Origin of the sequence: Bdellovibrio sp. KM01, assembly GCF_013752535.1 — a bacterium.
GTDB lineage: Bacteria > Bdellovibrionota > Bdellovibrionia > Bdellovibrionales > Bdellovibrionaceae > Bdellovibrio.
The window spans coordinates 1,209,338-1,232,826 of record NZ_CP058348.1 but is presented as its reverse complement, the minus strand read 5'-3'; the positions used below and the strand labels follow the sequence as shown (position 1 = coordinate 1,232,826).

The window sequence follows — 23,489 nt, the reverse complement described above, 5'->3', positions numbered from 1 at the left end:
CCCCACTCGAACTACGACAGTTTCCTTACCTCTATTTTTTACTGCAACCCAAGGAGGCCGAGTGGCGACCAGGCGATAGGAAGTTTCGTTTATGAAGGGTAACATTTCCTCGGACAATTTACTTTTCAATTCAGCGCACAGCCAATACAGCGGCAACTCCCAGAAAAACTTTTATCGCGACGGGTTTAGCATTCATACAAACCTCACAATTAACAGCATGTTGTTTATATGAATATTGTATGCCTACAATATTAATGGGAGCAAATATGAATTTGGTTTTTGATATCAGTCTTGCCTTGATGTCGGGTTGTTTGACCTTTGGCTTTTATTGGCTCATGCAAAACGCTAAAACACTGGGGCCGACGCAAGTTGATGAATCGCAGATAACTCCTGAACATCAGAATCAACTTTCGGAGATCATGTTACTTTCTCTTTTCCTCTATTTCATTCTTACCGCTATTACTGGAGTCGGCCTGCTTTACGTGCTCGGTAATCTTAGATACGTCTATCTGGGTTTTCAGCCAAAGTTTTTGGCCATCGAGGATCTGGGAGAATCAGCGATAGCAATTCCGGCGTTCTTTTACGCGCTCCTTAGCATGCCGACATTGGTGGCAATTATCTTACGCAAAAAGTATGGTGAGCGCGATTACAGAATCCTGCGCTTTCTTTACGCGAAAAGACAGGGCTTTGATGAAGAGAAGCTCTACCCGTACGCTTTGAAATGGGGAGCGATCATCTGTCTTGCTTTCTATATAAATGTTCTGAGGGACATCTCGTATCTACGCGAAGATAAGATCATCTTAAATAGCTTCTTTTCGTTTAAAACTCATACTTATACATATGATCAGGTTGATCAGATCATCGTCGCCGCTAAACAGATCGCTCCTAACAAGTCGGTTTCGACGAATCCTTTATATGTTATCAAATTCAAAGATGGCTTCACTTGGAAGATTACGAACTACGGCCGAAAATCGACGACAAAGTTTTTAAGAGTGCTACTTGAGCAGACAGACATTGAGGAAAAGAAAGTCGAATTCTACGAGTAGATCGCAGTGCTGTTGATTAAGTCAGCGTTTTGTTAAGATTTTCAGCGCTCATTTGTGTTTTAACGTTAGTTCAGCTCATCTGTTACACAATTGACGCCCGTGGCCTTAACAATTTTGAAATGATAGTTGCCTCTTTTTGGATGATGGGACAAACCATTGGGCAAGATAAACCGCATATAAGCGATTAATATGGAATCGCGTATCTACCGGGCACCGTTAATGCCTGTCTATGGAGGTCCCATGAAAGCAATGCTTTCTTTAGTTCTAGTTGTCTGCTCGATGTTCTTCGCGATCTCGATCAACGCCGCTCCCCTTTCTCACGGAATTTCATATTACGGTGAAGAATTCTACCAAGATCTTGCTAACGGCGCTTCTAACGAAGCTTTGAAAAGCAGAATCGCTTACATCCTTCGCAACCAGCACAAACAAGTTGCTAACGGTTACGACAAAATTTCTGAAAACTGCTCTGGCGAAGGTTGCTACCAACACATCTCTTTGGGATATGATGGTGCACGCGCTTGGTTGATGGGTACCTACTATTTGACTAAAGTTGACGGCCAATACGCTCTTCCAGACGTTTATTGCCAAGTTTACAGAACTGAATCTGAATTTGCTTCTGGTCGCGGCCCAGCTCCAGGCAAATACCCAGATGGTAACATTTTGAACACCGAGCACACTTGGCCACAAAGCCGTTTCTCTGGTCAGTTCAATGTAGCAATGCAAAAATCTGATTTGCATCACTTATATCCAACAGACAACGAAATGAACTCTACTCGTGGTAACTACGAGTTCGGTGAAGTTGAAAAAGATAACAAAACATTGAAATGCCCAGTGGCTCGTTTCGGTAAGGCTGTTGGCGGTGGCGGACCAGATGTTTTCGAACCACCACAAGCTCACAAAGGGAACGTAGCTCGTGCATTGTTCTATTTCTCCGTACACTACAGCTTGCCAATCAGCCCACGCCAAGAAGCTTTCTTGCGTAAATGGGACAAAGAAGATCCCGTGGACGAAGAAGAAATGGCTCGCAACAACGCGATCCTAACTGTTCAAGGCAATAGAAACCCATTCATCGATTACCCTGAATTGGTTGATAAAATTAACAAGTTCTAATCGCTAAAACCGCGAAAAAAAGAAAAGCCAGAGGAGACTCTGGCTTTTTTCGTTTTAAGCGGCTTTGGAAATCTCGCCGTCTGTTTTTTCTTTTCCTGGGAGGAGTCCTACCAACTCTTTGCAGGACTTTTCGGCGTCATTCACACCAAAGTAATAGGCCTTTCCATTCTTCAATTCAACCATCAGACCTTTTTGCCAGAACATTGGATTCACAAAGAAATATCTGAAGTTCACCTGCTTGATCCAAAGTTTAATATCAAAGGCCTTCTTAAAGTAATTAAAGGACTCAACCTTTGCGATCTGATCCAAAGGAATAACTTTCGAATAGTAAGTCAGACTTTTGATCATCAATTTTCCATCGACCACCATAAGCTTTCTTGGCATTAACGAGAACACGCCTTGCGCCACCAGAATTGTCGCAAACATCCAAACGGCCCCATACACATATTGTGACAAGAATAAATGCGATTGCACGAACTGGGAGCTCGTAAACAGAGAGCTTAAGAATAATTGCGTGTGAATAACCCCGTAATACATGACGATCACACCCAATGCTTCCAAGGCTTTAACCGGAGGGTACTTAACTTTACGAATCCATTGCAGGCGATCGTGAGCAAACGGTTTCGTAAAGAGTCTGCGCAGACCAATGAACGAACCCACTGCGACCAGGAAGTACATCAAATACACATCAAAAGAGAAAAACATCGCTGGTGTATAAACCACATCATAAGCGTGCTTTTCGTCAAACGTTGCCTGCAGGCTCTTATTATAGTCTTCTAACGTCACATTTTGAAGAATCTCGAATGGCGACTGGAATGAACCGTACTCCACCAGTTGGTTTTCATAGTTACCTGCCAGATGCATCATCTTTTCAGCATCACGACCCATCAGCTGATATTCAGAAAGGTAAAGCGTGATCGCTTCTTTCATTTGTGCTTCGGTGAACTTTCCGTCGCGAGCCTCGTTTTGCAAGTACGATTTTGCGATATCGATGTTCTCTTGCAGATGCTCCTTGGGAGTTTGGAATTGCAAAGCTCCATAGCCATAACCATACGAGTAGTAATCAAAGCTTCTCGCAGAATAAGTCTGGCCTTTGACGTTACGGATTTCCTTCATCAAACGATGTGACAAGAACTCCATATAGGAGGCTGCAATCACGATGTCCTTGAAAGTTCGATTCCAAGATTTACCACCGATATAAACATAGGGAGTATCCTCCCACAGAATACGACGGACGTAAGGACGATCTGCAGGCTTTGGAGTTGGCGGAGCTTTTAGTTTTTTGCCTTCTCTTGCCGGAAGACTTGCCCAGCGCTTATTGATCTCTGCCATGATTTGAGCGCGGTCGTATTTACCTGCCACGAAAAGTTTCATGTTTGCTGGATAATACCAATCCGCATAGTGCGTTTTCAGCTGATCCACTTGCAGACGGCGATTGGAAAGCTGTTCCTCTGTGCGAGTGAACTTATCATCGTCCTCCGAAATTCCAAACTCACTCTTCATAAAGCTTGGACCTTTAAAATATGCCGGATAGATGTAGTCCATCGGATTAAAACCCAATGTTTCAGAGATAGGACCTGGGCGGCCGATCTCAAGTTCGACCGTACCTTTTTCTTTTTCAACGTATTCAGGAATAATGCTGGGCTCAAGAATCATCTTACCGAAGCTTTCCAGCAACCAAGTTCCCTTTTTCGCAGGAATTGATCCAAAATAAGCAGTTTGCCGAGGCATTGTCGTCCCATTGGCACTGCCACCCGCTTCCTTAATCAACTGCAGATAAGTCATTTCGTCTTTCAATTGCTTATCTCTGAACAAAACGTGCTCAAGCAAGTGAGACATCCCATACTCACCTTGGCGTTCGACTTCCCAACCGACACCGACTTCTAAACGAAGCTCTGTCGTGGTGGCTTCTTCACTAGGGGCCAAGAAAATCTGCATACCGTTTTTCAAAGTGACGTGCTCAATTTTCTTGTAAGGATCTTCGCCGATTTCAGCAGCAAAAGAATGTTGAGCCAGAGCGAAAACAAACATTGAGATGATTAGTTTTTTCATGCTCTACCTATCGGCATCTGAAGACGAAGTTTGACACCAAATAAACATTTTTATGTTAACAGGGTCCCCCCTAGACCTTCGACGATCTCTGCCCTTCGAAAGGATGACAGACCTATTTTTATTCGGTGGACAAAAGGCCAGATCCGTTGGCTCTCAATTTCAGATTTTCATATGCCAGAAAATAAACTATCGTTATTTGATGAAAACACTGTTTTACGGCGCGACAAGCTTGAATGGCTACTTGGCTGACGAAAACAATTCCCTGGATTGGTTATTTCAATTTAGCTCTGGCGAAGTTCCACCCACTTATGAAAAGTTCATTGCCGAAGTTGGCGCTATCGCCATGGGGTCACACACCTATGAGTGGCTTTATGAACATCAAATAGCGAAAGCAACAGATAAAACGAAGGCGTGGCCTTACAAAATGCCTTCGTGGGTTTTCACCACGCGCAAACTTCCCATTATTCCCGGCGTGGATGTCAGATTTGTGCAAGGTGATGTACTCCCCGTGCATCAAGAAATGAAAAAGTCCGCTGGCGATAAAAACATCTGGATTGTTGGCGGAGGCGAACTAACGGCCAAGTTTTATGATGCTGGCTTGTTGGATGAGATGATTATTCAAGTCGCACCGTTAACATTGTCAGGTGGTGCCCCCCTGTTTCCCAGAAAGATGCAACCACCGATGAAGTTGTTATCGGCAACCCCTATTGCGGAACTTTTCGTGGAATTACATTATCAGGTGAATTATTCCAAATAAGTATCTTTGGTCTATCGCACCCAGAACCAGCCTGAAACACGCTTCATCAAAATAAACGCAAAGACGATCCCCACCAAAGACATCATGGCGCCAACCAATGTAGGGGCTGCATAACTATATCCTATGACCAACGGCAATCCTCCCAGGAATGCTCCCAAAGAATTTCCGACATTAAAACACGCCTGTCCCAGCGAAGAACCCAACATCTCCCCACCTTGAGAGTTTTGAATTAACAACATTTGCACCGGCGGACATTGCGCCATTGCGAACATTCCCGTTAAGAAAACCATCACGAATGTTGCGACCTGGTATTCAGCTAACAAGCTGCTTAAAATTAACATCAACATCATTGCCGTCATCAAAGCGATGGCCGCTTTCAATGCGGAAAAACGATCCGCAAGTTTCCCACCAAATATAATTCCCGCAGTCATCCCCACGCCAGCCAGAACCATCCACAACGGAATCATTTCAGGAGACACCTTAGTCACATCTGTCAGCAGAGGCGCAATGTAACTGATCCAAGCAAAAAACCCACCAAAGCCAATGGCGGTGATCACGATACAGATCCACAGATTAAAATTTCTAAAGATTTTAAATTCGCTCTTAAAACTCGCCGTGGGATTTTTCGGAATTGCCGGAATCCACGATTTTAAGGCCATTGTTGTGGCAAGCCCCACGACAGCCACCATCACAAAAGCCCACTGCCAACCAAAGCGAACACCGACATAAGTTCCCAAGGGAACGCCGACCACGTTCGCGATTGTTAAGCCCGTAAGCATGCTCGCAACTGCAGAAGCCTCTTTACCCGGTTTAGCTAAGCGACTGGCAACAACTGCTCCCACTCCAAAATAGGCTCCGTGAGGCAGCCCCGCCATAAAACGGAAAAGCATCAACGAGTAATAGTCCGTCGCCAACGCCGACACGCCGTTAAACAGGGTGAAGAGCGCCATCAAAAATAACAATAAGTTCTTGGCCGAATACTTGGCACCAAGTACGGTCAACAGCGGCGCCCCAACGACAACACCCAAAGCATAAGAAGAAATCACATGCCCCGCTTCAGGGATGGTGATGTTCAGATGATGAGCCACGTTTGGAAGTAAGCCCATAATCACAAACTCGGTCATCCCGATGCCGAAACCACCCATCGCTAACGCAAGAAAACTTTTTGACGTAGCCCCGGGGATTGCCGGAGTAAGAGCGGAGGGTGAAGAGGAAGACTGAATCATGACTGTGCCTTACGGAAGAAGTGATAATTAAGAATATGCGCCTCGATAAAGAAGCGCACAAGTCTTAAATATTAAGGCAACCGTACCGACTTAGTTACTGAACATCCCAGAAGAAAATACGATTGTAGGTACCTTTGGTGACCAGCCCTGCAGAAGTCCAAATCATCATTGTGGAAAACGCATTTGAATCTGCAGAGGTGATAGTTGAAACAATCTCATAGTTATTAGCCGGATCAATCACCACATAGAGCGGATTAAAGGACTGATCATAGGCTAAGCAACCAAATTTGCCACCAGCCAGAGCTTGAATACCACCCGAAGGTAATACCGCAAAAAGGTTAGCCGGAGCATACTCTGAGGCTCCCATCACCCGGGAAGGATTCCCCTGAAGATCAATTGCATGCAGTGTAAAGTCGCCTGAATCCAAGAAATAAACTTTATCTCCTATGGCCTGGGCGCCCAGCGCTCCCGCTACCCCCAATCCCGCAGGATTAGCAGCGTAATCAAATGAATACGTGATCGTACCCGATAGATTTGCGCGATAGATGGATCCACCATCATCGAACCACATTTGATCTTCAGAATCGATCCCGATAAATCTTGGAGCTGCCAGGTTGTTCGAGAAATAAACGAAGCCCGCGCTTTCTTCCACGCCCGTTTTTGAACGGACCTGATAAAACACTTTGGCCGTATGAACACCCACGGAAAATTCATAGCCTCCAGTCAAAACTTTTTCAGTACTGGTTATTGCTACAAAGTGATCGGCCCACCAAGTGACTCCAGGGTTATCGACTGAAAATTCGCGTAAGTAAGTTCCTGTTTTAGAGTACACATTGACACGCTTATTGCCATTATCGTCTATATAGATATTTTCGTCTCGGTCCACGGCAAAGCCCGCTGTGGTATTTGAATTATTAAAATCCGGCGCCGTACTACCTTTACTGGTAAGGTCTTTCACATATTGGTAGGATGATCCAGATAACTGCCACAACTCATCAATTGCGGTGGCCGGGGTCAAGGAATTGGTGGCGATGATTTTAGTGCCATCCGGTGAAACGCCGAAACGGTACATAGAAATCGGATGGGCAACACTGGTACGTAAAGTACGGATCAACACCGGTGTGCCCGAAGAAATGTCATACACATTTAAACCGCGATCGGGATCGTTGTTCTGATCAACTGGATCACCAAAATTCGCAACATACATATAACCGTTGGTATCAAACTTAACGTCCACAATATGTTTAAGGGTTGCACTTAAATCAAGGAAGCCATCAGCTGTACCGTCTTCCTGGTAAACATAAATTCGCGTGATCCAATTATTTGACGACACATAGATTTTTTTAGTCAGGGGATTTTGCCCCAAGAAATACAGACTTGTATTCGCCGCAGCCCCGTAAGAGCGCAAATAAGTGCCATCAAGTCCATAGACTTCAACCGGATTAGGGTTAGAATTTAAATAGGGTGTCAAATGCAGCTCTTCCGTGCCGTTAGTGCGTTTAATCAAAGCAATATCCCAAGCACCATTGGCAAATTGTCCACCCGCCCCCACTATCGGGAGCGTCGTAAAAGTTCCGTCTGGGGCAATTTTAAGAATACCCTGTGCTCCCCCACTATAGCTGACTTTACTGACGACATAAATATAACCGTTGGAATCTGTGACCATCGGACTGCGTTCAGTAACCCAAGTAGGATAAGTGGTGGACGATATCGACGCTTTGAAAATCTCGATACCGCTGGAATCGAAAGTGTAAATACCATTATCGCCCACGTAAGTCGTATTCCCGGCGTTGTCGATCAAGCCACCGTTACTGCCCTGATACGAACTATCCAAACCGACATAGCGATTTTTACCAACAGCCTTATTGTATGCAAGAGTATGATGCCCCATCGGCAGAACTGTTGTTGGGCCAACAACATTGGTGTTGCCAGAGCTTGGAATCTCTAACTTAGTGCCTACCAAATTCAGATCCAGGGTACACCCTGAAATGATGAAAGAGGTCACCAGCATCGTAAAAACGTACAAGAAATTTGCCTTCATACGAATACTTATCGGCAACTTCAGGAATCCACTAGACTGGAAACGTCTCAAGTTGAAACGCTTATGCGTTTTGGATTGTAAAATCCCGGTGACCTATCTGTAAATCCACGAGTTCTTAACAAGTAGAACCACAAACATGCGAACTTCTATTTATATTTGTGATTCGCTTAGAGATCAAAATTTCTTGAACTTACTTTTTTGCGGTGGGAATAAATCTGCTGCCACTTTTACCAGCGGCTTTGGGATTGCCCTTCTTTTGTTTCTTAGGGCGCAGATCTTCACCGTCGAAATCGTCTTCGTCGTCAAAGTCTGTGTCGTCTTCAAGATCTTGATGTTTTGGTTTTGTCGCCGTCTTTACGGGCTTCGCCGCTGCTGCTTTTGCTGGAACTGGAGTTGCCTTTTCCGTCTTGATATTCCTGACCGGGCGTTCCTCACGAGGTTTGGCTTTTTCAAAAGTCTCGATGTCAGCCAAACGAATCAGCGATACTTTGTTCGCCATATACGCTTTAACACCCTCTTCAGAAACGCTTTTGATTTGTCCTGTGAAACCGAAATGCCCCAATGCTTTGCCGGTAATACGGAACTTAACTGCAGGCTCTTTTTTAAGAAGTGCATTGATCTCTTTAAGATCAGAAGTTCCAAGTTCTTGAGAGATAGCTTTAGTGATGTCGGCAAGTTTCATGGGGATCCTTACTGTTTTCAGTCAGATCCCCAACATACTCCCGTGGGTGATTTATATCAATCTCTGTTAATGAAGATCCCACAGGAAATATCGGTCGAATGTGCCTTTTGACCATAAGCCCGCGGACGTCCAGATCATGCTGTTTGTGAATGCACTTTGATCCGCTGAAGTTAACTTGGATACTACTGAGTAGTGGCTGGCTGGATCGACCACAACAAACAATCGTTCGGTCATACCAGAATCCAGGGCGACAAACACCAGTTTACCACCTGAAATGGCTTGCATACTTGCAGCAGGCAGTACGGTAAATATACCTCCCGCCGTAAACTGTGCCGACCCCATCAGCTGCGTTGCCGTATGAGTGACAGTGTCCATTCCCCACAAGGTGTAGTCATTGTTCAGGAAATACAGAGTATTGCCGGAAACTTGACCGAAAAGAATCGCCGCCGGCCCCGCCGGAGGAGATGCGGAATATGGAATGGATGTGACTGCTCCAGTCAGATCAGCGATGAAATATGTTTGACCATCATCAAACCACAAATGATCATCCGAATCGATACCAATATATTTTGGCATCCACGACACGGACGGAAGATCAATCATCGCAGAGCTTAATTCAGCTCCGGTTTGGTCGCGAATTTGGATATAAATTTTCGCCGAGGACGAAGCCCACGTCTGCCAATCATAACCACCCGTCACCAACTTCTGGTCACTGCTCATGGCGACAAAGAATTCTGTCCAGTTTGTGATACCCGCTTTGTCGACAGAAAAGCTGGATTTAAGAGTACCGGTCATGGAATAAACTTTCACCCGCTTATTACCGGCATCAGTGACATAAAGATTTTCTTCCTTATCCAGAGCAAAGGTGCCGAAATTTCCCTTCGCATTGAAATCAGCAGAGCCACTCCCCCGAGAAGACAGCAGTTTTGAAAAGACATAAGTGCTGCCGGAAAGCGTATACAAAACATCATATGTATCATTCGGATCGTCGTAGTTGATGGCCATAATGGAACTACCATCCGGTGAAACTGCCACCTGAGAAATATTGGTATTATCCGCGTAAGTTCTGAGTGTGCGAACCAGGGTCGGAGTCGCTGCCGAAATGTCGTAAACATTGACACCGTAATTCAAAAACCACGCATACCAAGAGTCTTCGTAACTAGTAAGATACAGCCTGCCACTCGCATCGAAATTCAATTCACCAATTCCAGGCAAATCCGCGGAGAAATCTATTTCCGCCGGAGTGTCAGGAGTTCCATCTTGTAAAAAGACTGAAACTTTTCCTGGTTGATTTGTGGTAACGTAGATCTTAAATGTCGTCGGATGTTGGGCGATGGAATACACCTGCAAGCCGGCAACAGTATAGTCGCGACCCGCCTTATAGACTCCATTTAAATCAAACACTTTAACAGAGGAAGGACTTCCGTTCACCCAAGGAGTCACATGAAGTTCCTCCACACCATTGACCGTCACAACCGCAGCGTCAACCGCACCATTTGGGACTTCTGGTGCCAAGTCTACTTTCGTAACTGTTCCGGACGGTGAAATTACAAGCAAACCTTGATCATAAGCTGCATTTCCGTTCAACCTGCTAACAAGATAAATATTCCCTGCAGAGTCTCGAGTCATTGGAGGTCTGGTGTTACTCCAGTTCATATAGACCGAGGTATCCAAGCTGACTTTTCTGATTTGATTCCCATTGACGTCATAAGTAACCAACGCACCAGAAGTCATGAACGTTGAGTTTTGGGCATTATCAATCATTCCGCCTTTAGCGTCGTAAAGATTGGAAGTCAGCTCAACCCACTTATTTTTACCGATAGATTTATTTAAAGCTAAGGTGAAATTTCCCATCGGCAAAGTTGTCGTGGGACCATCGTTAACACCAATGCTAGCTTGTGAAGATTTGGCTCCCAATAGATTTACATCCAGAGAGCATCCAGTTAACAGCCATGAAGTCACAAATGCCAATACGTACAAATGATTTGTTTTCATATGAATACTTATCGGAGTTTGGAAACACAGGGTTAATACCACTTCTCACCTTGATACACTAGCCACACGGCAAACTAGACTTATTTACGTAGGAGTACGAGAAAATTTCGTTAAGATGCGAATCCCCGCTTCGGTAAAATCGGCATCATGATTTCCCGAGCGAGAATTGGTTATGTCGATCAAAATGGAAAGACTCTACAAGTTATCTTGAGTAGCCTTTAGCGACTACTTGGCCTGTTTATTGGTGGAATTCTTTCTGACCATTTCGATCATCTTCTCTTTCGAAATCGCCGGGTGATCGGGGCATTTACTAAATAGTTTATTATATTCAAAGGATACGCCAGTGGGAATTCGACTCCCCCCTGGTTTTCTCGTCCAAATAGATGTGTTAGTCATTACTCCCTCTGCATAGCTCATGCTCGAAACGAAATAGTTCCCATCGGGATATTTGCATGCCAGCTGCAAAGCCGCGCGAGGCAGATTTGGAAGTTCCTGTCCTTTGCCCGCGTACCAATCTTCGCGATAGTCAGCTAAACGACCGTTTCTATCGCTGGATACTTTAATAAGTTCCGATGGAATTTCCTTTCTAGGAACTGGCAAAGGGGAAATCAATCGCGCTCGGCAAGAGTTGTTTATGCAGATACCTGTGTAATCTTCGTTGGTGTAGATGGGATTCTGCGCGGTTACAGTCCTGTCGCACATTTTGAATGGACGCTTCGCCAGAGATAGCAGTGTTTCGAAATCAACTTCATCAACCAGATCTGGCTGCTCGCAATTGAAGTTCCAGGAGGGAACAACGCAATCTTTGTGAGTATTGCAAGCGCCAGATGTCATTTTGCCTTGGCTCGCGTTCCCCGAGGTAAGCAAAAATACTAGAATTAAGATCGTGCTGTTCATCTGGATAAGACTCCCTTATTTTGAATATGAAGTTTATATCTTCTCGATAGCTCCGGTAGCTAGATCTAGCCTATATCCGAATGCCTTTGCAAATAGCCGCATATCAAATATATATTTCTTTTCTTCAACTCGAGTTTCACCTATCATATTTGTTACAGTTTCATTGACTAAACTCTTTCTAATATTAGCATGAAGAATACTGCTCTCAGAGAGATATGATACTAGGTCTTTTGACTCAAAATTATCGCCACTCCAGAGTTTAATATCTCTTTTATTCTTGCCACTTAAATCTCCAATTCCGACCAAACCATCAGTTAGATAGCGATTCAATTCTCTACCCGATCTGACAGGATGTCCGAACAAACTAAGGCCTGAATACAGTCTTTGCCCAAGTACAATTCCAGTATGGACTTTCTCACCGCCAGAAAGGGCAAAGGGAAGCTTTGCATTAATATACGAAATAAAATCGGGCTTTTTCATTAGCGTAACGGCTTTAGAAAGCTGATCAGATGCTTTTTTCATAGCATCCCAGAGGCTGCGCACCTCATAAGGATCAGTGGGTAATAACGAATTTTTCAATTCTAGAATATAAACATCATCTTCAATTTTGAAAATAATGTCGAAATCTCCTTCAAAACCTTCAAATTTATACTTAACTTCTCTAGCAATTAGCTCTGTCCGCGCTTTAATGGTCGGAGCCAAAAAATCTCCTAGCGGATCTGCCTTTCCCCCAGAATCTATTCTAGCCTTAGATGTAAAAAACGCATTACGTATTAAATTAGTCATTTGCAAAGTGAATAATAAAATAAAGTACTTCTCTTTAACTTTCACTAAAGGAAAATAGAAAGGATCAAAATAGGAATCTTTCGAACCCGCATCGTAAGATAACAATTGGAAGATTGAATCTATTTTATTCTTAGAAAACCCAAAGGTTGCGATCAACTCAACAAAGTCTCTTTCTTTTTTAAAGCCCAACAGCGAGTTCCAATACTCTGGGGCAGATACGCCTCGCATCCATATTTTTTTCAACGCTGAATCTTTAATACGGCAGAAAAAATTCATCACCCTTAAAAACTTAACTAAATCTAAAATTGATAAATTTTCAGACAATTCAAAGTTAAGAATTTTGTCTATTGGCCAAAGCAACTCATAAGAGATATGCTCTAACAATTCTCGTTCATCCGGAAATATGGCATCTTCGAGTAGAATTTTTCCAACTTTCTGTATTGTGTCTTCCGGAAACTGCATTCTCAATCTTAGTGTGTCACGCTCGCCAACAAGCGGAGTTATCAGTTCGCCATGAGCATCTACCAGCCGTTCTACGGCCGCAACTGTAGCCGTATCTCTATAACGACTCATCGCCGCACTAATCATTGTTTGAAATAAATTTGTAGTCCAACCAGCCTGATAAAATTCTTCAACGCCATCAATCGGATGACTTACTCGATAACTCTCGTCGGCGGCCTTAGTTAGATTATATCCCAGTTGTACAATTTTTGACTTAAGCTCATGAAGCTGCCTTAGCGTTAATCCTAATTCAAGAATCTGTTCCAAAGTTTCGTTACGGTCATTCCTATGCGGCCCCAAGTTCTCCGGAAAACCACTAGCCGACTTTTCTCTGAAATAGTTTCCGATAACATATCCCAAAGCCGTTAGCTTTGCTTCGATGGAAGGCGAACGACCAACAAAGTCAGGAACCGACGGCCTATTCCAAATTAGATCCTCTATATATGCCAAAAGGTTTGGTGCGAGATACTTGTCGGTATTGAGATATTGCCAAAGACTGTGCTCAACTCCTTCCTTCATTTGAACTAAGTCGCTCAAGTGTTTTAAAGACTGAAGTCTCTCACGCCACTGCGGTTGTTCTTCCCAATTTAAAGCAATATCTAATACCTTAGAGGTGGAACCATCCACATGGGACTCAAAAAACATGACTTGGTTAAAATCACGAGGAAGTTCAAATTGATTCGGAGAGCTCCAAAGAAATAAAATTAGCAAATCCGCTGCAGAACCAACTCTTCCTTTAGAGAGATGCGTGCGAAATTTATTCTCTATGTATTGCACCTCAGACCTAGATAATGTCCTGGTGCCAACCCTATCCGCCTTTAAGCGATTCTTTAAGTCATTTGATCCATATAAATTAAATAAATCTTCCAACGAAGAAGGTATTGTCATATCCGGCATCCTCTCAATTAAACCATTATTAGTTTGATTGAAGAATTTTGATAGTCTAGATTGCCATACGCGATTTCTATCTTTCAACGAGATAGGCTCCAGAAAAGAAACCATCATTAAAAATCAAACAAGATATTTTACATAGGAAAAAATTGCGACCTTAGCTTTGAATAAAAAAGCAGCGGCAGAAATACAAAACTTAATTCCCAGCCCGCTTCAAAGCATCCATAACCACAAGCTCGCGCTCGATGCGGTAAAAAAGAATCTTCTCTTCCAACCCGTCCGATTCCATCGGTTCGGGTTGCGAGAAAAAGTCGCGCAGGATTTCCATTTTTTTATCGATGGTCACGCGCGTGGATTCTCTGCCGTCGGCAGTTCCTTTCGCGAACGTGAACATCAACTTGTAACGGATACCACTGGATGGTGGTTTTGCGACGTCAGGGGGAAGCCAGCCGTCGACACCTTTGATGTATTCGGTTTCGATCACACCGGTGTCTTGGTTTTCTTGGGCGATGGGGAATTTGATAACAGCGTGGGCTGCTCTCCACACATTGTCATAGGGCGCGAAGAACACTCGTTGTTTGTTGAATTTCGCCATTTGTTGGTTGGCGGAAGGTCTTTTATCAAAAAGGCTGCAACCCATAACGGTGCAGCCTGTGATGATCACAAGAGATGCGAAAATAGTTCTAGAAGTTAATCGAGCTGTGTGTGACATGTGTTGCAGCTTCGATCATAGCAGCACCCATTGGTGCTTGTGAAGCCGTTTGTGAGCCTAAAAAGTTCACTTCCCAACGCTTGTTGCCATTCAAAAGCGTGTCACCTGGGAAAGCCGGGACTTTAAGGTTGCTCACCCATTTGTCAGCGTAGACTTCCCATGTTTGATTCATCAGCTTTACTTTGTCAGCACCTTGCTGCACCTGGATCTCGTTCGAGAACACAGCGTAAGTTGCCAAAGGATTTACTCCCGCCACACCTTGAACTTGCGGCATTGCGATCTCAAGACCACCCGCTCCAACTGTTGGGTTATTGATCAAAGGCAATACTTGTGGAGTCGTTTGCCCCGCCATCGGGATAATCGCAGTCGATACGCGGTCGATGTTGTTACGAAGATCTTCGGTCTTAGTCAAAACTGCCAAAACATTCGCTTCCATGTTCGGAGCTGTGTTTAAGCTGATTTTTTGACCAGCGTTAAGCTTTTTAACATCTGTTGGAAGCAGCAAGCCACCTTGAGCAGACAACCCTGCCGCCATAAATGTCTCGTCCGCGCGGAACTGAGGAGCCACAACCGTGTTTTTAACCGAGAACTTAATCTCGTCCGTTGGCAAATCCAAAGAAGTGCTTCCTTTAGACAGGTTCACATCACGGATCGCGCCACCAGTTAGGTTAAACACGTTGAGCATTTCATAAAGTTTTGCTCCGCCACGCACGCCGTCCACGACTTGTTTAAACGGGAACGTCCCACGCGCAACAAACACACGAGTCACTCCTGGCTGACCGAAATAAATACGGTAAGCCGGCTTATCCAAAGTCACCGTGAACAAAGCATACTTCTCGCTTTGTTTTGGCAAAGACAGATTCGCTGGGATATCCATCTCTTGTCCCAAGGCAGAGATCTTATCGTTCTGCGCACTTAGCACGGAATCCATGTTAAAGGCGAAGAGTTGCATTTTGCTAAAGCCCTGCATCACCAAGCCGAAGTCGATGTTGCCATCACCATTTTTGATCGGAAGACCTTGAGCCGTCCCCTTCACTTCAAACTGGTTCACTGTATTTAAAGGACGAAGCTTAAAAGAAACCGCGCCAGGCGAAACCGCCATGTAAGTTTGGCGAACGTAACCCTTAGCGTGGATCGTGACTGGCTGAGTGTCAGTCCAACCCGCTGGGATTTCGATTTGACCATTTGCGTCAGCAGTTAGAAGGTTTCCCTCGAACGGAGAATTAAGCGCATCCCCGATTAAAACTTGCGCGTCCGACAGGGGTGTCCCGTCAATCGCAGTGATCGTAAGTTGGTTTGCCGACACCTTGATATCGCGGTTAGAGCCGCCAACCGCAGGGCTTAGCGGGTTGTTTTGGGAGTTCGTACAACCTGCCACAATTACCGGCAACAGAGCTGCCATCATGAGTCTTTTCATATAATTATCCCCTCCTTGAGAATGACCATTATGTCCGAGTAATTATTCCATTGTGATATGACAGCATGGTCAAGACCAAAGACCGGGGACCTTAGGATTTTTGAAAATCTTAAGTTAACGCAAACGCAAGGATTGACAGAAGGACGCAGAACTAATAAAACTTGCGGCTCACGCGAAAGCGTTCGGTTGGTGGGGTAGCTCAGCTGGTTAGAGCAACGGAATCATAATCCGTAGGTCGGCGGTTCAAGTCCGCCTCTCACTACCAATTTTGTTCTTGGATCGCGTATCCAAGGAAGTTTCTCCGGAAATGAGCCTCTGAGAGAAATATCAAACCTGCGGAAACGCGGGTTTTTTTTTGCCCAATTCAATCTTAGAAAAGAGCCTCCCATGCAAGAGATCAAAACTGAACTTACAAAGCTTATCAAAACTCACCTGAAAGAAATCAACGCATCTTCTGACATCCTGGGTGGCGTCTTCATCACGGGCGTTGACGGTTCTGTTGCGGTGATCGGTGTTGAAGGTTCTAAAAAGAAAGTGATCTTTAAAACGGGTTTCGTCAGCGACAACGTCGATAAGCTTTTAGACGCTCAAGTTGTAGCGCAAGATATTTTGGAAGAAGAAGGCATCGAAGCGATCTCCGAACACGACTTCAACATCGCGCTTGAGGAAATGTAGTTTCCTGTTTCACACAAAGGCGCTGCTTTCTCGCGAGCGCCGAAATTTCAGAATTAACAATTCGCAATTTCCACCTCCGCTGCGGTAGCTGTGTGCGTCGCTGTAATACTAAAAGTTACTTACTCCATTCTCAAATTTGAATCTAAACTGGTCTTTGTTCCCTTGGACCGAACCTCCAAAGCATGTTCCAATAATTGCATCAACCATGGAGGTTTTTATGAGTCGTTACGTTGACGGTTATGTGATTCCAATCGCTAAGAAAAATGTAAAGAAATATAAAAAAATGGCTACTCTAGGCATGAAGACCTGGATGAAGCATGGCGCGCTTGAATATTATGAGTGCATTGGCGATAAGCTCGACGTTCCTTATGGATTGCCCTTCCCAAAACTTTGTAAATTAAAGAAAGACGAAACCGTGATTTTTGCTTTCATCGTTTACAAGTCCAAAGCTCACAGCCAGCAAGTGAATAAAAAAGTTCACAGGGAATTTGAACAAATGGACAAGAAGCAAATGGAAGAGATCTTTTCGATGAAGCGATTCTCGGTCGGTGGTTTTAAAGTTCTGGTGAGCAATAAGAAGTAATATCAGCTACAAAGCTCGGCTATTCTACCGAGCTTTGATTTCAACATTTCGGGAAAACAATATCCACTGCCGCTCCGGTTGCTGCATGCGTCGTAGAAATCTCTCAATCCCGTGGACATCGAGCATGATATCGACTTTACAGAATCTCATTCTGAGACACTCCCCTGGCATCCTCTTTGGATAATGTTCTGTATGGAATTGCAGAACCGTGGTTTCCCTCTATATCGACTTTTAAATTGCCTCTGTCGCAGACCTGCGATTGTGCTGTCGATATTCTTCCTGCTGTTCACTCAAAGTGTCACTGCGACTCCAGTTTGTGCGCATGTATTCGCCAACCACCGCGAAGATCAACTGATCAGTGAGTTTTCCAAAGGCTCCAAAGACTTTTTCCTGGCGCGCCATTTAGCAAAGAAAATTCAAAGCGAAACGACTGAACAGCAACTTGAAGAGCTAAAAATTATCGGGCAGGCATATCGCCAAGTTCCGAAGAAAGATCCCAATCCCCTTGCAGCTTGGCACATTGGGGGACGTCGCCTTTTAGACTATACGTTGGCTTTGGTGCAACGCCATGATCTTAAATTTGCAGAAGGCCACGCTGCAGGTAAATCTGGTAAAGAGCTTTACCAGAATTTCCTGCTGGAACAAAAGCAGCTTTTCGGTACGCGGTATGATGCTCAAGATGTGATTCTTTACGCCGAATACCTGCAAAGCCAATTGCCTGCTTTGCAGACCACTCACAGTGGCCCTGCTTTAACGATTATTTTAGGTGGAAGCTTTATCAACGGTAAAGCGCAGTTAAAAACTTCTGACCTAGATATTTCTGTGAACCAACCGGCTCTAATGAAAATGAAAGACGCATGGGAACAGAAGTTCAACGCTCTGTTAAAAGAAAAGAACCCTGAATCGAATATGACCTTAGAAATGCACGGAGAGCCTGCCGGATTCTACGGAAAGATCAATCCTGTGGTTTTTGTGATTACTGCCGAAAAAATCACAGTTCAAGTTTTTGAACCTGCTCAAATAGGCACACGCCCCTCCGACCTTCAAACCGGAAAATCGGCTAATTATCCGCTTTAAATTAAAAGCGATACCCGTCTGCCATTTCCGTCTTCAAAGACATACGTAAGCCTGTTATCTTTAATGGATGACTATAGATAATTTCAAAATACTCACTGCTCGATTAGAGTTAAGGCCACATCGCCCGGATGACGTTGATTTTATGGTCGAGTTGAATTCTGATCCCGAAATCACTCGCTATGTTCCCGACGGCCCAATCGACGCAGCTCAAGCCAGTAATCTTATCGCTAGCATTCGCTCTCAATTCCTGGACCGCAGAATTGGTCGCTTTGTTGTGATCGAAAAACATTCCCGCAAAAAACTTGGCTGGTGTGGACTCAAGTGGCTGGAAGACATTCAGCAAATAGATTTGGGTTATCGCTTCATGAAGTCTTCCTGGGGAAAAGGTTACGCCAGTGAAGCAGCGCAAGCTTGCTTGGATTATGGCTTTAATACTTTGAAATTTAAAAAAATCATCGCTCAAATAATGCCTGCCAACACGGCGTCGATTGCCCTTGCCCAGCGACTCGGAATGAAAGAAGTCAATCGCGTCACCGAAGATGGTCAGGAGTTCCTTGTTTTCGAAATGCAGGCGACGGATTTCCGCTGACTAGGGAATCATCGCCATGCGGGATTTCACTCGGCCCGCAAATAAAAAACCCGCCTTTAACAGCGGGTTTTTTATTTTGTGATCAATTTCTTTTTAGTTTGCCACTTTCACTTTTTGGCGAGGGCTTTCAACCACAACATCCATGCCGTTTGATTTCACATGACCCGTGAACCAAATCTCATACTGACCATCTGGAACAAGATTCGTTCTCCAACCCATAGTCATTCTTGCCGGAACAATCGAAGCCGAGCGAACCTGGTCTTTACCATCTGGGCCCACGTGGTGGAATTCGATTGAACTGAGTGGAACGGAGCTTGTCGTTGATGACACTTCAACTTGGATACGGCCGTTCAAAGCTTTGGATAGGTCGGTGCCATCGTAACCTTTGAAAGTGATATTTACTGAAGGAGCTTGGTTCACAACATAAAAGAAATGTCTTTCAGAAGAACCCACTTTTTCACCGCGAGTTCCCATGGCGAAAACTTGAACTTCATAGCGACCATCTGCCAAAGAACTGACATCTAGGTCTTGAGCACAGTCCGCCGTCAGGCAATTCAAATTCGCAACCACTTGGTTTTGACTGTTGTAAATAGCCACCGCCAAAGAATCAGTGGAAGAGTATGTCGAAGTCGCTTTCACCGGAACTGTTTTCGTAAAGTAAGAGTAATCAGCCGGAGATTCCACAGAAACGCCACCCGCAAGAGGTTGCATTTTATATAACCACGTATCGTCACCCACACCGGATTGATCAGAATACGCGACATAACCAAAACCTTTTTCACCCCACTCTTCGCCCCAGCTGTTGCGAATGATGAAAGCTTGTTTTGTGTCGTCATAACCAACGATAGAAATCGCGTGACCACCCAGATAGTTGCCATCAACGTGTTTGTAAACGCCGCCAGCGTAGGCCATAAAGTCGGCATACACCGTCAAAGTTGTGACCAAGGGTCCTTTTTGCAGCGCCATTTTTACGGCGTTCAGATCTTGCGAACCGCGTGTGGGCGTGGAATAACCCGCAAGCTTCACACTTCTTTGCACAGTATCTGGACAGCTTGCACGACAAGCCACGTCTTCACCGGTTGCACCAGATGCATAGGGCATACATGCTTCATCAGGAACTCCGTACGTTGTCAGCCATTTCGCTGCCCCTTCTGGACGCCATCCCCAATTACATTTACCACCACCGCACGAAAACAAGTTTTGTGGTGAAAATTTAGCGTTGAAGTTTGGCAGTAAGGAATTAATTTTGTACTGCGTTTCGAAAACTCCCACAGCCGCAAAAGCCACACAGCTGCCGCAGTTGGCTTGATCCAAAATTGGAGACACCCAGTTTTGACCGTCTTTATTTCTCCAGTCCAATACCGCAGGCAACTCCATACGATTCGGAGACTCTGGCATCACAAACTCAACATCAGGAGCCTGATCCAAACGAAGACCCATTCGGTGTTTCGCTTCTGATTTCGAAAGCTTGGTCATGTGGTTGCTTTGCGCTTGCCACTCGCCACCGTTTCTTTGAATTTTCTGATTTAACTGCTGAACATTGATAAGCTCTGCATGTCCTGCCTGGACAAATAAGCATAGAGCTAAAATAAGTAATGATCTCATCCGTGGTCCCTCCAACAAATATTATGGAGTTAACATTTGGTAATAAACAACATGTATCGATAAAGCGCTATGTCAATTACTTGGGCATTTCTCTCGAAACGTATTTGTGTGTTCAAATAATTAAATGAAACTAAAAAGCACAGCCCACATCCTTGCCGTGACATTTTCACTGACTGTTCTTTCCCATATTGCGAGGGCTGCAGAAACAGTCCTGCAGGAAAAAATCAGACCGGGCGAGGTGAAATTCCTTAAATTTCCCGGCGGAGCTGCTCATCCGAACTTTTCCTGCCGCGATGTCAGACTTCCCCTTCAAGACAACAAGGAACGTTATACGGCAGTGGTTTCAGAAAGTTACTTTTCAAAACTTGAGCCCTTTCAGTGTGTTTTAAAGGACGATGAAAAAGTCTTAACGAAAATCAACTTTACCGTCGAACCAAAAGAGTTCGCGCACGAAAACCTGCACGTCGACTCGACCCGCGTGGTTGTCCCTGACGAGATCAAAAAACGAGTTGAAGCGGAAATGGCTTTAGCAAAACAAGTTTATGCTTCTTCATTAGATACCCTACAAATCACCGAGCCCTTTATTTTGCCTCTTAAAACCAAGATCACTAGCCCCTTTGGAATTAAAAGAAACTACAACCACGGCAAAAAGATCGGCGAACATTTAGGGATCGATTTCCGCGCAGGCGTCGGCAAAAAAATTCCAGTCGCCAATCGCGGCAAGGTCGTCTTATCCCAAGAGTTCTATATGTCAGGCAATATTGTGATCGTCGATCACGGCATTGGCATCTTTACGGTTTACAACCATCTGTCCAAACGCTTGGTCGCAGTCGGTGATATGGTAGAAAAAGGTCAAATCATCGGTCTTGCCGGAAAAACCGGGCGAGTCTCCGGCCCACACTTGCACTGGGGCGTAAATATCCAAGGAAATCTGGTGGATGGATTCAATTTGGTCGATGAAAGTAAAAGTTATTTTAAGCCCTAGTGACCCTGACACGGATAATGAGGTAGCAAGTGCTTGAAGTCCTTTCAACCAATCCACACGAAGTCGTCTTAATAGTATGTTTGGTTTTGGCGGCACTCGTAATTGCCTGGATAAAAAAAGGCTAACACACCTACTTCGGTCTTTTCTTCCGGACGTGTTTGCTGATAGCATTTTCAGATATGAGCATCAGATTTAAAAAATTAGCAGTTCTTGCAAGCGTACTTTTTCTTCAACCAATTCTTATGCCGGGCTCCTTCGCATTGGCGAAAAAGAAAGGCCCACCCAAAGCGTACAGCTTTATCGTTGAAGGCGGCAAAGCCTCCCAGGGCGAGTGCGATGGGGAACGCAAAATTCCACGCAAGTTGAAACACCTAAAAGAATGGGCCAAGATGAGCTCGTACATGGGGTCTGAACTTCAATCTCCCGAGATCAAAGGAAAGCCCGGCGAAGAAATGTGGAAGCATTTCTACAGAGCAAAACCTTCTTGCAATGCGATGCTTGCAAAAACACCTTCGAAACTGGATGCAAGCCTGCAAAACGAGAAAAAAGAACTTCCACCAGATGATTCTGCCGACTCCGAAGATGACAGTGATAATGGCCAAGACAACGGCCAAGGAAATAGCCAAACTGAAGACGCCCCTAACGGAGCCGATCCAGAATAAAGAAAAACCCACCTCATGGTGGGTTTTTTCGTTTTTGGGTTTTTTATTTTTACCGAATCCTTTTTTTAAAGCGTGCCCTCTCTTTGGCATCGTTGGTTAATTTCTTCCACATCTTGCGATCTTCAGCCGCCAGTACACGGTCTTGTTTTCTTAAACCTGCGCGCACTTCGGCCTGAAGCTTAAGATAACTTCGCCACTTGCCTTCGGATAAAGTCCCGCCATCCAATGCGGCTTTGACGGCACAACCAGGCTCGGTGAGATGCTGGCAATCGCTGAAACGACAACGGCCAATCAACTCTTCCACTTCTGCGAATTGATTGCTTAAACCTTCCGAGTGATCGGATAACTGCAGCTCGCGCATGCCCGGAGTATCGATTATCAATCCACCATATCGACTTATATAAAGATGCCGAGACGTAGTGGTATGGCGACCTTTATCATCGTCCGCCCTGATTTCTTGGGTCTTTATCACATCCTCCCCAATCAGGAAATTCACCAATGTCGACTTACCTACCCCTGAAGAACCAATAATCACCGAGGTCGTACCCTTTTTAAGGTATTCCGGCAGGAAATCGGCCTGCTGAAACTCATCCCTGGAAAGAGTATGTACTTTCACCCCCGGAAATTCATTTTGAACCTCGGCCAAAACTTCCTCGATACTTCCCTCGACTGTATCGGCCTTGGTTAAAAGGATGACCGGTACCACCCCCGCATCATAAGCCACCGCAAGATATCTTTCGATACGACGGTAATTTAGATCCGCATTCACAGATGAGGTGATGAATGCATAATCCACGTTCGTGGAAAGAATCTGCATGTCCGAACTTGCTCCCACCTGCTTTCGGTGAATGGTCGATTTTCTGTCGAGCACTCGGTGGATGACCCCGCGGTCAGACTGGGGTGGCAACTCCACTAAGACCCAATCCCCCACTGCTGGATACTGAACTCTTGAGGTCGCATTAAACTGCATTTTGCCAGTCACCGAGGCCCAGAATACCTGATCAAATCCCGATTGCAGGCGATAGAGATTTCTTTCTTCGCACACCACGCGCGCAGGAAATAATAAAGATGACGAGTCGCTGGGAAGCTGACTTTCAAAAAAGTCGCCCCAACCAAAAAGAAACAAAAATTCCTTATCGGAAATAAACATTAAAACTCCTAAAGTTAATTTCAAAAATTGAAAATGACTAAAGGGCCTTT

General features: G+C 44.8%; 20 protein-coding genes, 1 tRNA gene and 1 riboswitch. Of the genes, 10 read left to right on the top strand and 11 right to left on the bottom strand.

Annotated features, from left to right (window positions below; genetic code table 11):
• Positions 1-266: 266 nt before the first annotated feature.
• Positions 267-1,046 carry a hypothetical protein gene (locus HW988_RS06080; RefSeq protein WP_181606662.1) on the top strand — a complete coding sequence of 260 codons (780 nt, stop codon included), beginning with the start codon at positions 267-269 and terminating at the stop codon, positions 1,044-1,046.
• Positions 1,047-1,198: 152 nt separating this feature from the next.
• Positions 1,199-1,296, top strand: a riboswitch (purine riboswitch).
• Positions 1,287-2,156: an endonuclease I family protein gene (locus HW988_RS06075; RefSeq protein WP_181606661.1), complete on the top strand. Its 870-nt coding sequence runs from the start codon at positions 1,287-1,289 to the stop codon at positions 2,154-2,156. It overlaps the preceding riboswitch by 10 nt.
• 54 nt (positions 2,157-2,210) lie before the next feature.
• Here HW988_RS06075 and HW988_RS06070 read toward each other — a convergent pair whose 3' ends face one another.
• On the bottom strand, positions 2,211-4,208 hold the full coding sequence (locus HW988_RS06070) for a pitrilysin family protein (protein WP_181606660.1): 1,998 nt from the start codon (positions 4,206-4,208) through the stop codon (positions 2,211-2,213).
• A gap of 199 nt (positions 4,209-4,407) precedes the next feature.
• On the opposite strand from HW988_RS06070, the gene HW988_RS06065 reads away from it, so the two are divergent.
• Positions 4,408-4,965, top strand: a complete 558-nt coding sequence (locus HW988_RS06065; RefSeq protein WP_181606659.1) for a dihydrofolate reductase family protein — start codon at positions 4,408-4,410, stop codon at positions 4,963-4,965.
• 11 nt (positions 4,966-4,976) lie between these two features.
• Here HW988_RS06065 and HW988_RS06060 read toward each other — a convergent pair whose 3' ends face one another.
• The 8 genes from HW988_RS06060 to HW988_RS06025 all read right to left on the bottom strand — a co-directional run bounded on the left by HW988_RS06060 (position 4,977) and on the right by HW988_RS06025 (position 16,113).
• Positions 4,977-6,191, bottom strand: a complete 1,215-nt coding sequence (locus HW988_RS06060) for an MFS transporter (protein ID WP_181606658.1) — start codon at positions 6,189-6,191, stop codon at positions 4,977-4,979.
• Positions 6,192-6,285: 94 nt separating this feature from the next.
• Positions 6,286-8,232, bottom strand: coding sequence for a hypothetical protein (locus HW988_RS06055; RefSeq protein ID WP_181606657.1), 1,947 nt, complete (start codon positions 8,230-8,232; stop codon positions 6,286-6,288).
• 190 nt (positions 8,233-8,422) lie between these two features.
• The gene (locus HW988_RS06050) at positions 8,423-8,914 is read right to left on the bottom strand and encodes a hypothetical protein (protein ID WP_181606656.1); all 492 of its coding nucleotides are present in this window, start codon (positions 8,912-8,914) and stop codon (positions 8,423-8,425) included.
• A gap of 66 nt (positions 8,915-8,980) precedes the next feature.
• Complete coding sequence (locus HW988_RS06045) at positions 8,981-10,909, bottom strand: hypothetical protein (protein WP_181606655.1); 1,929 nt, start codon at positions 10,907-10,909, stop codon at positions 8,981-8,983.
• 225 nt (positions 10,910-11,134) lie between these two features.
• Positions 11,135-11,806, bottom strand: a complete 672-nt coding sequence (locus tag HW988_RS06040; RefSeq protein ID WP_181606654.1) for a hypothetical protein — start codon at positions 11,804-11,806, stop codon at positions 11,135-11,137.
• 33 nt (positions 11,807-11,839) lie between these two features.
• Positions 11,840-14,068 (bottom strand): hypothetical protein, encoded by a 2,229-nt coding sequence (locus HW988_RS06035; RefSeq protein ID WP_181606653.1) that lies wholly within the window; start codon positions 14,066-14,068, stop codon positions 11,840-11,842.
• A gap of 112 nt (positions 14,069-14,180) precedes the next feature.
• Positions 14,181-14,696, bottom strand: a complete 516-nt coding sequence (locus HW988_RS06030; protein WP_181606652.1) for a hypothetical protein — start codon at positions 14,694-14,696, stop codon at positions 14,181-14,183.
• Complete coding sequence (locus HW988_RS06025) at positions 14,668-16,113, bottom strand: hypothetical protein (RefSeq protein WP_181606651.1); 1,446 nt, start codon at positions 16,111-16,113, stop codon at positions 14,668-14,670. Before HW988_RS06025 ends, HW988_RS06030 begins: the two co-directional genes overlap by 29 nt.
• Before the next feature lie 188 nt (positions 16,114-16,301).
• On the opposite strand from HW988_RS06025, the gene HW988_RS06020 reads away from it, so the two are divergent.
• From HW988_RS06020 to HW988_RS06000, 5 genes are all read left to right on the top strand, one after another.
• Positions 16,302-16,378 (top strand) — tRNA-Met (locus tag HW988_RS06020).
• Positions 16,379-16,500: 122 nt separating this feature from the next.
• Positions 16,501-16,788, top strand: coding sequence for a hypothetical protein (locus HW988_RS06015; RefSeq protein WP_181606650.1), 288 nt, complete (start codon positions 16,501-16,503; stop codon positions 16,786-16,788).
• Between the two features lie 217 nt (positions 16,789-17,005).
• Positions 17,006-17,371 (top strand): DUF1428 domain-containing protein, encoded by a 366-nt coding sequence (locus tag HW988_RS06010; protein ID WP_181606649.1) that lies wholly within the window; start codon positions 17,006-17,008, stop codon positions 17,369-17,371.
• A 192-nt stretch (positions 17,372-17,563) separates the two neighbouring features.
• Positions 17,564-18,448, top strand: coding sequence for a hypothetical protein (locus HW988_RS06005; RefSeq protein WP_181606648.1), 885 nt, complete (start codon positions 17,564-17,566; stop codon positions 18,446-18,448).
• A 67-nt stretch (positions 18,449-18,515) separates the two neighbouring features.
• Positions 18,516-19,037 carry a GNAT family N-acetyltransferase gene (locus tag HW988_RS06000; RefSeq protein ID WP_181606647.1) on the top strand — a complete coding sequence of 174 codons (522 nt, stop codon included), beginning with the start codon at positions 18,516-18,518 and terminating at the stop codon, positions 19,035-19,037.
• Between the two features lie 93 nt (positions 19,038-19,130).
• Here HW988_RS06000 and HW988_RS05995 read toward each other — a convergent pair whose 3' ends face one another.
• Positions 19,131-20,642 carry a C1 family peptidase gene (locus tag HW988_RS05995; RefSeq protein WP_181606646.1) on the bottom strand — a complete coding sequence of 504 codons (1,512 nt, stop codon included), beginning with the start codon at positions 20,640-20,642 and terminating at the stop codon, positions 19,131-19,133.
• Positions 20,643-20,766: 124 nt separating this feature from the next.
• Here HW988_RS05995 and HW988_RS05990 point away from each other — a divergent pair, with 124 nt between their 5' ends.
• A complete protein-coding gene (locus HW988_RS05990; RefSeq protein WP_181606645.1) occupies positions 20,767-21,627 on the top strand; it encodes a M23 family metallopeptidase in 861 nt (286 codons plus the stop codon).
• A gap of 179 nt (positions 21,628-21,806) precedes the next feature.
• On the top strand, positions 21,807-22,289 hold the full coding sequence (locus HW988_RS05985) for a hypothetical protein (RefSeq protein ID WP_181606644.1): 483 nt from the start codon (positions 21,807-21,809) through the stop codon (positions 22,287-22,289).
• Positions 22,290-22,338: 49 nt separating this feature from the next.
• Here the strand turns inward: HW988_RS05985 and rsgA are convergent, their stop codons facing one another.
• A complete protein-coding gene (gene rsgA / locus HW988_RS05980; protein WP_181606643.1) occupies positions 22,339-23,439 on the bottom strand; it encodes a ribosome small subunit-dependent GTPase A in 1,101 nt (366 codons plus the stop codon).
• Positions 23,440-23,489 lie beyond the last annotated feature (50 nt).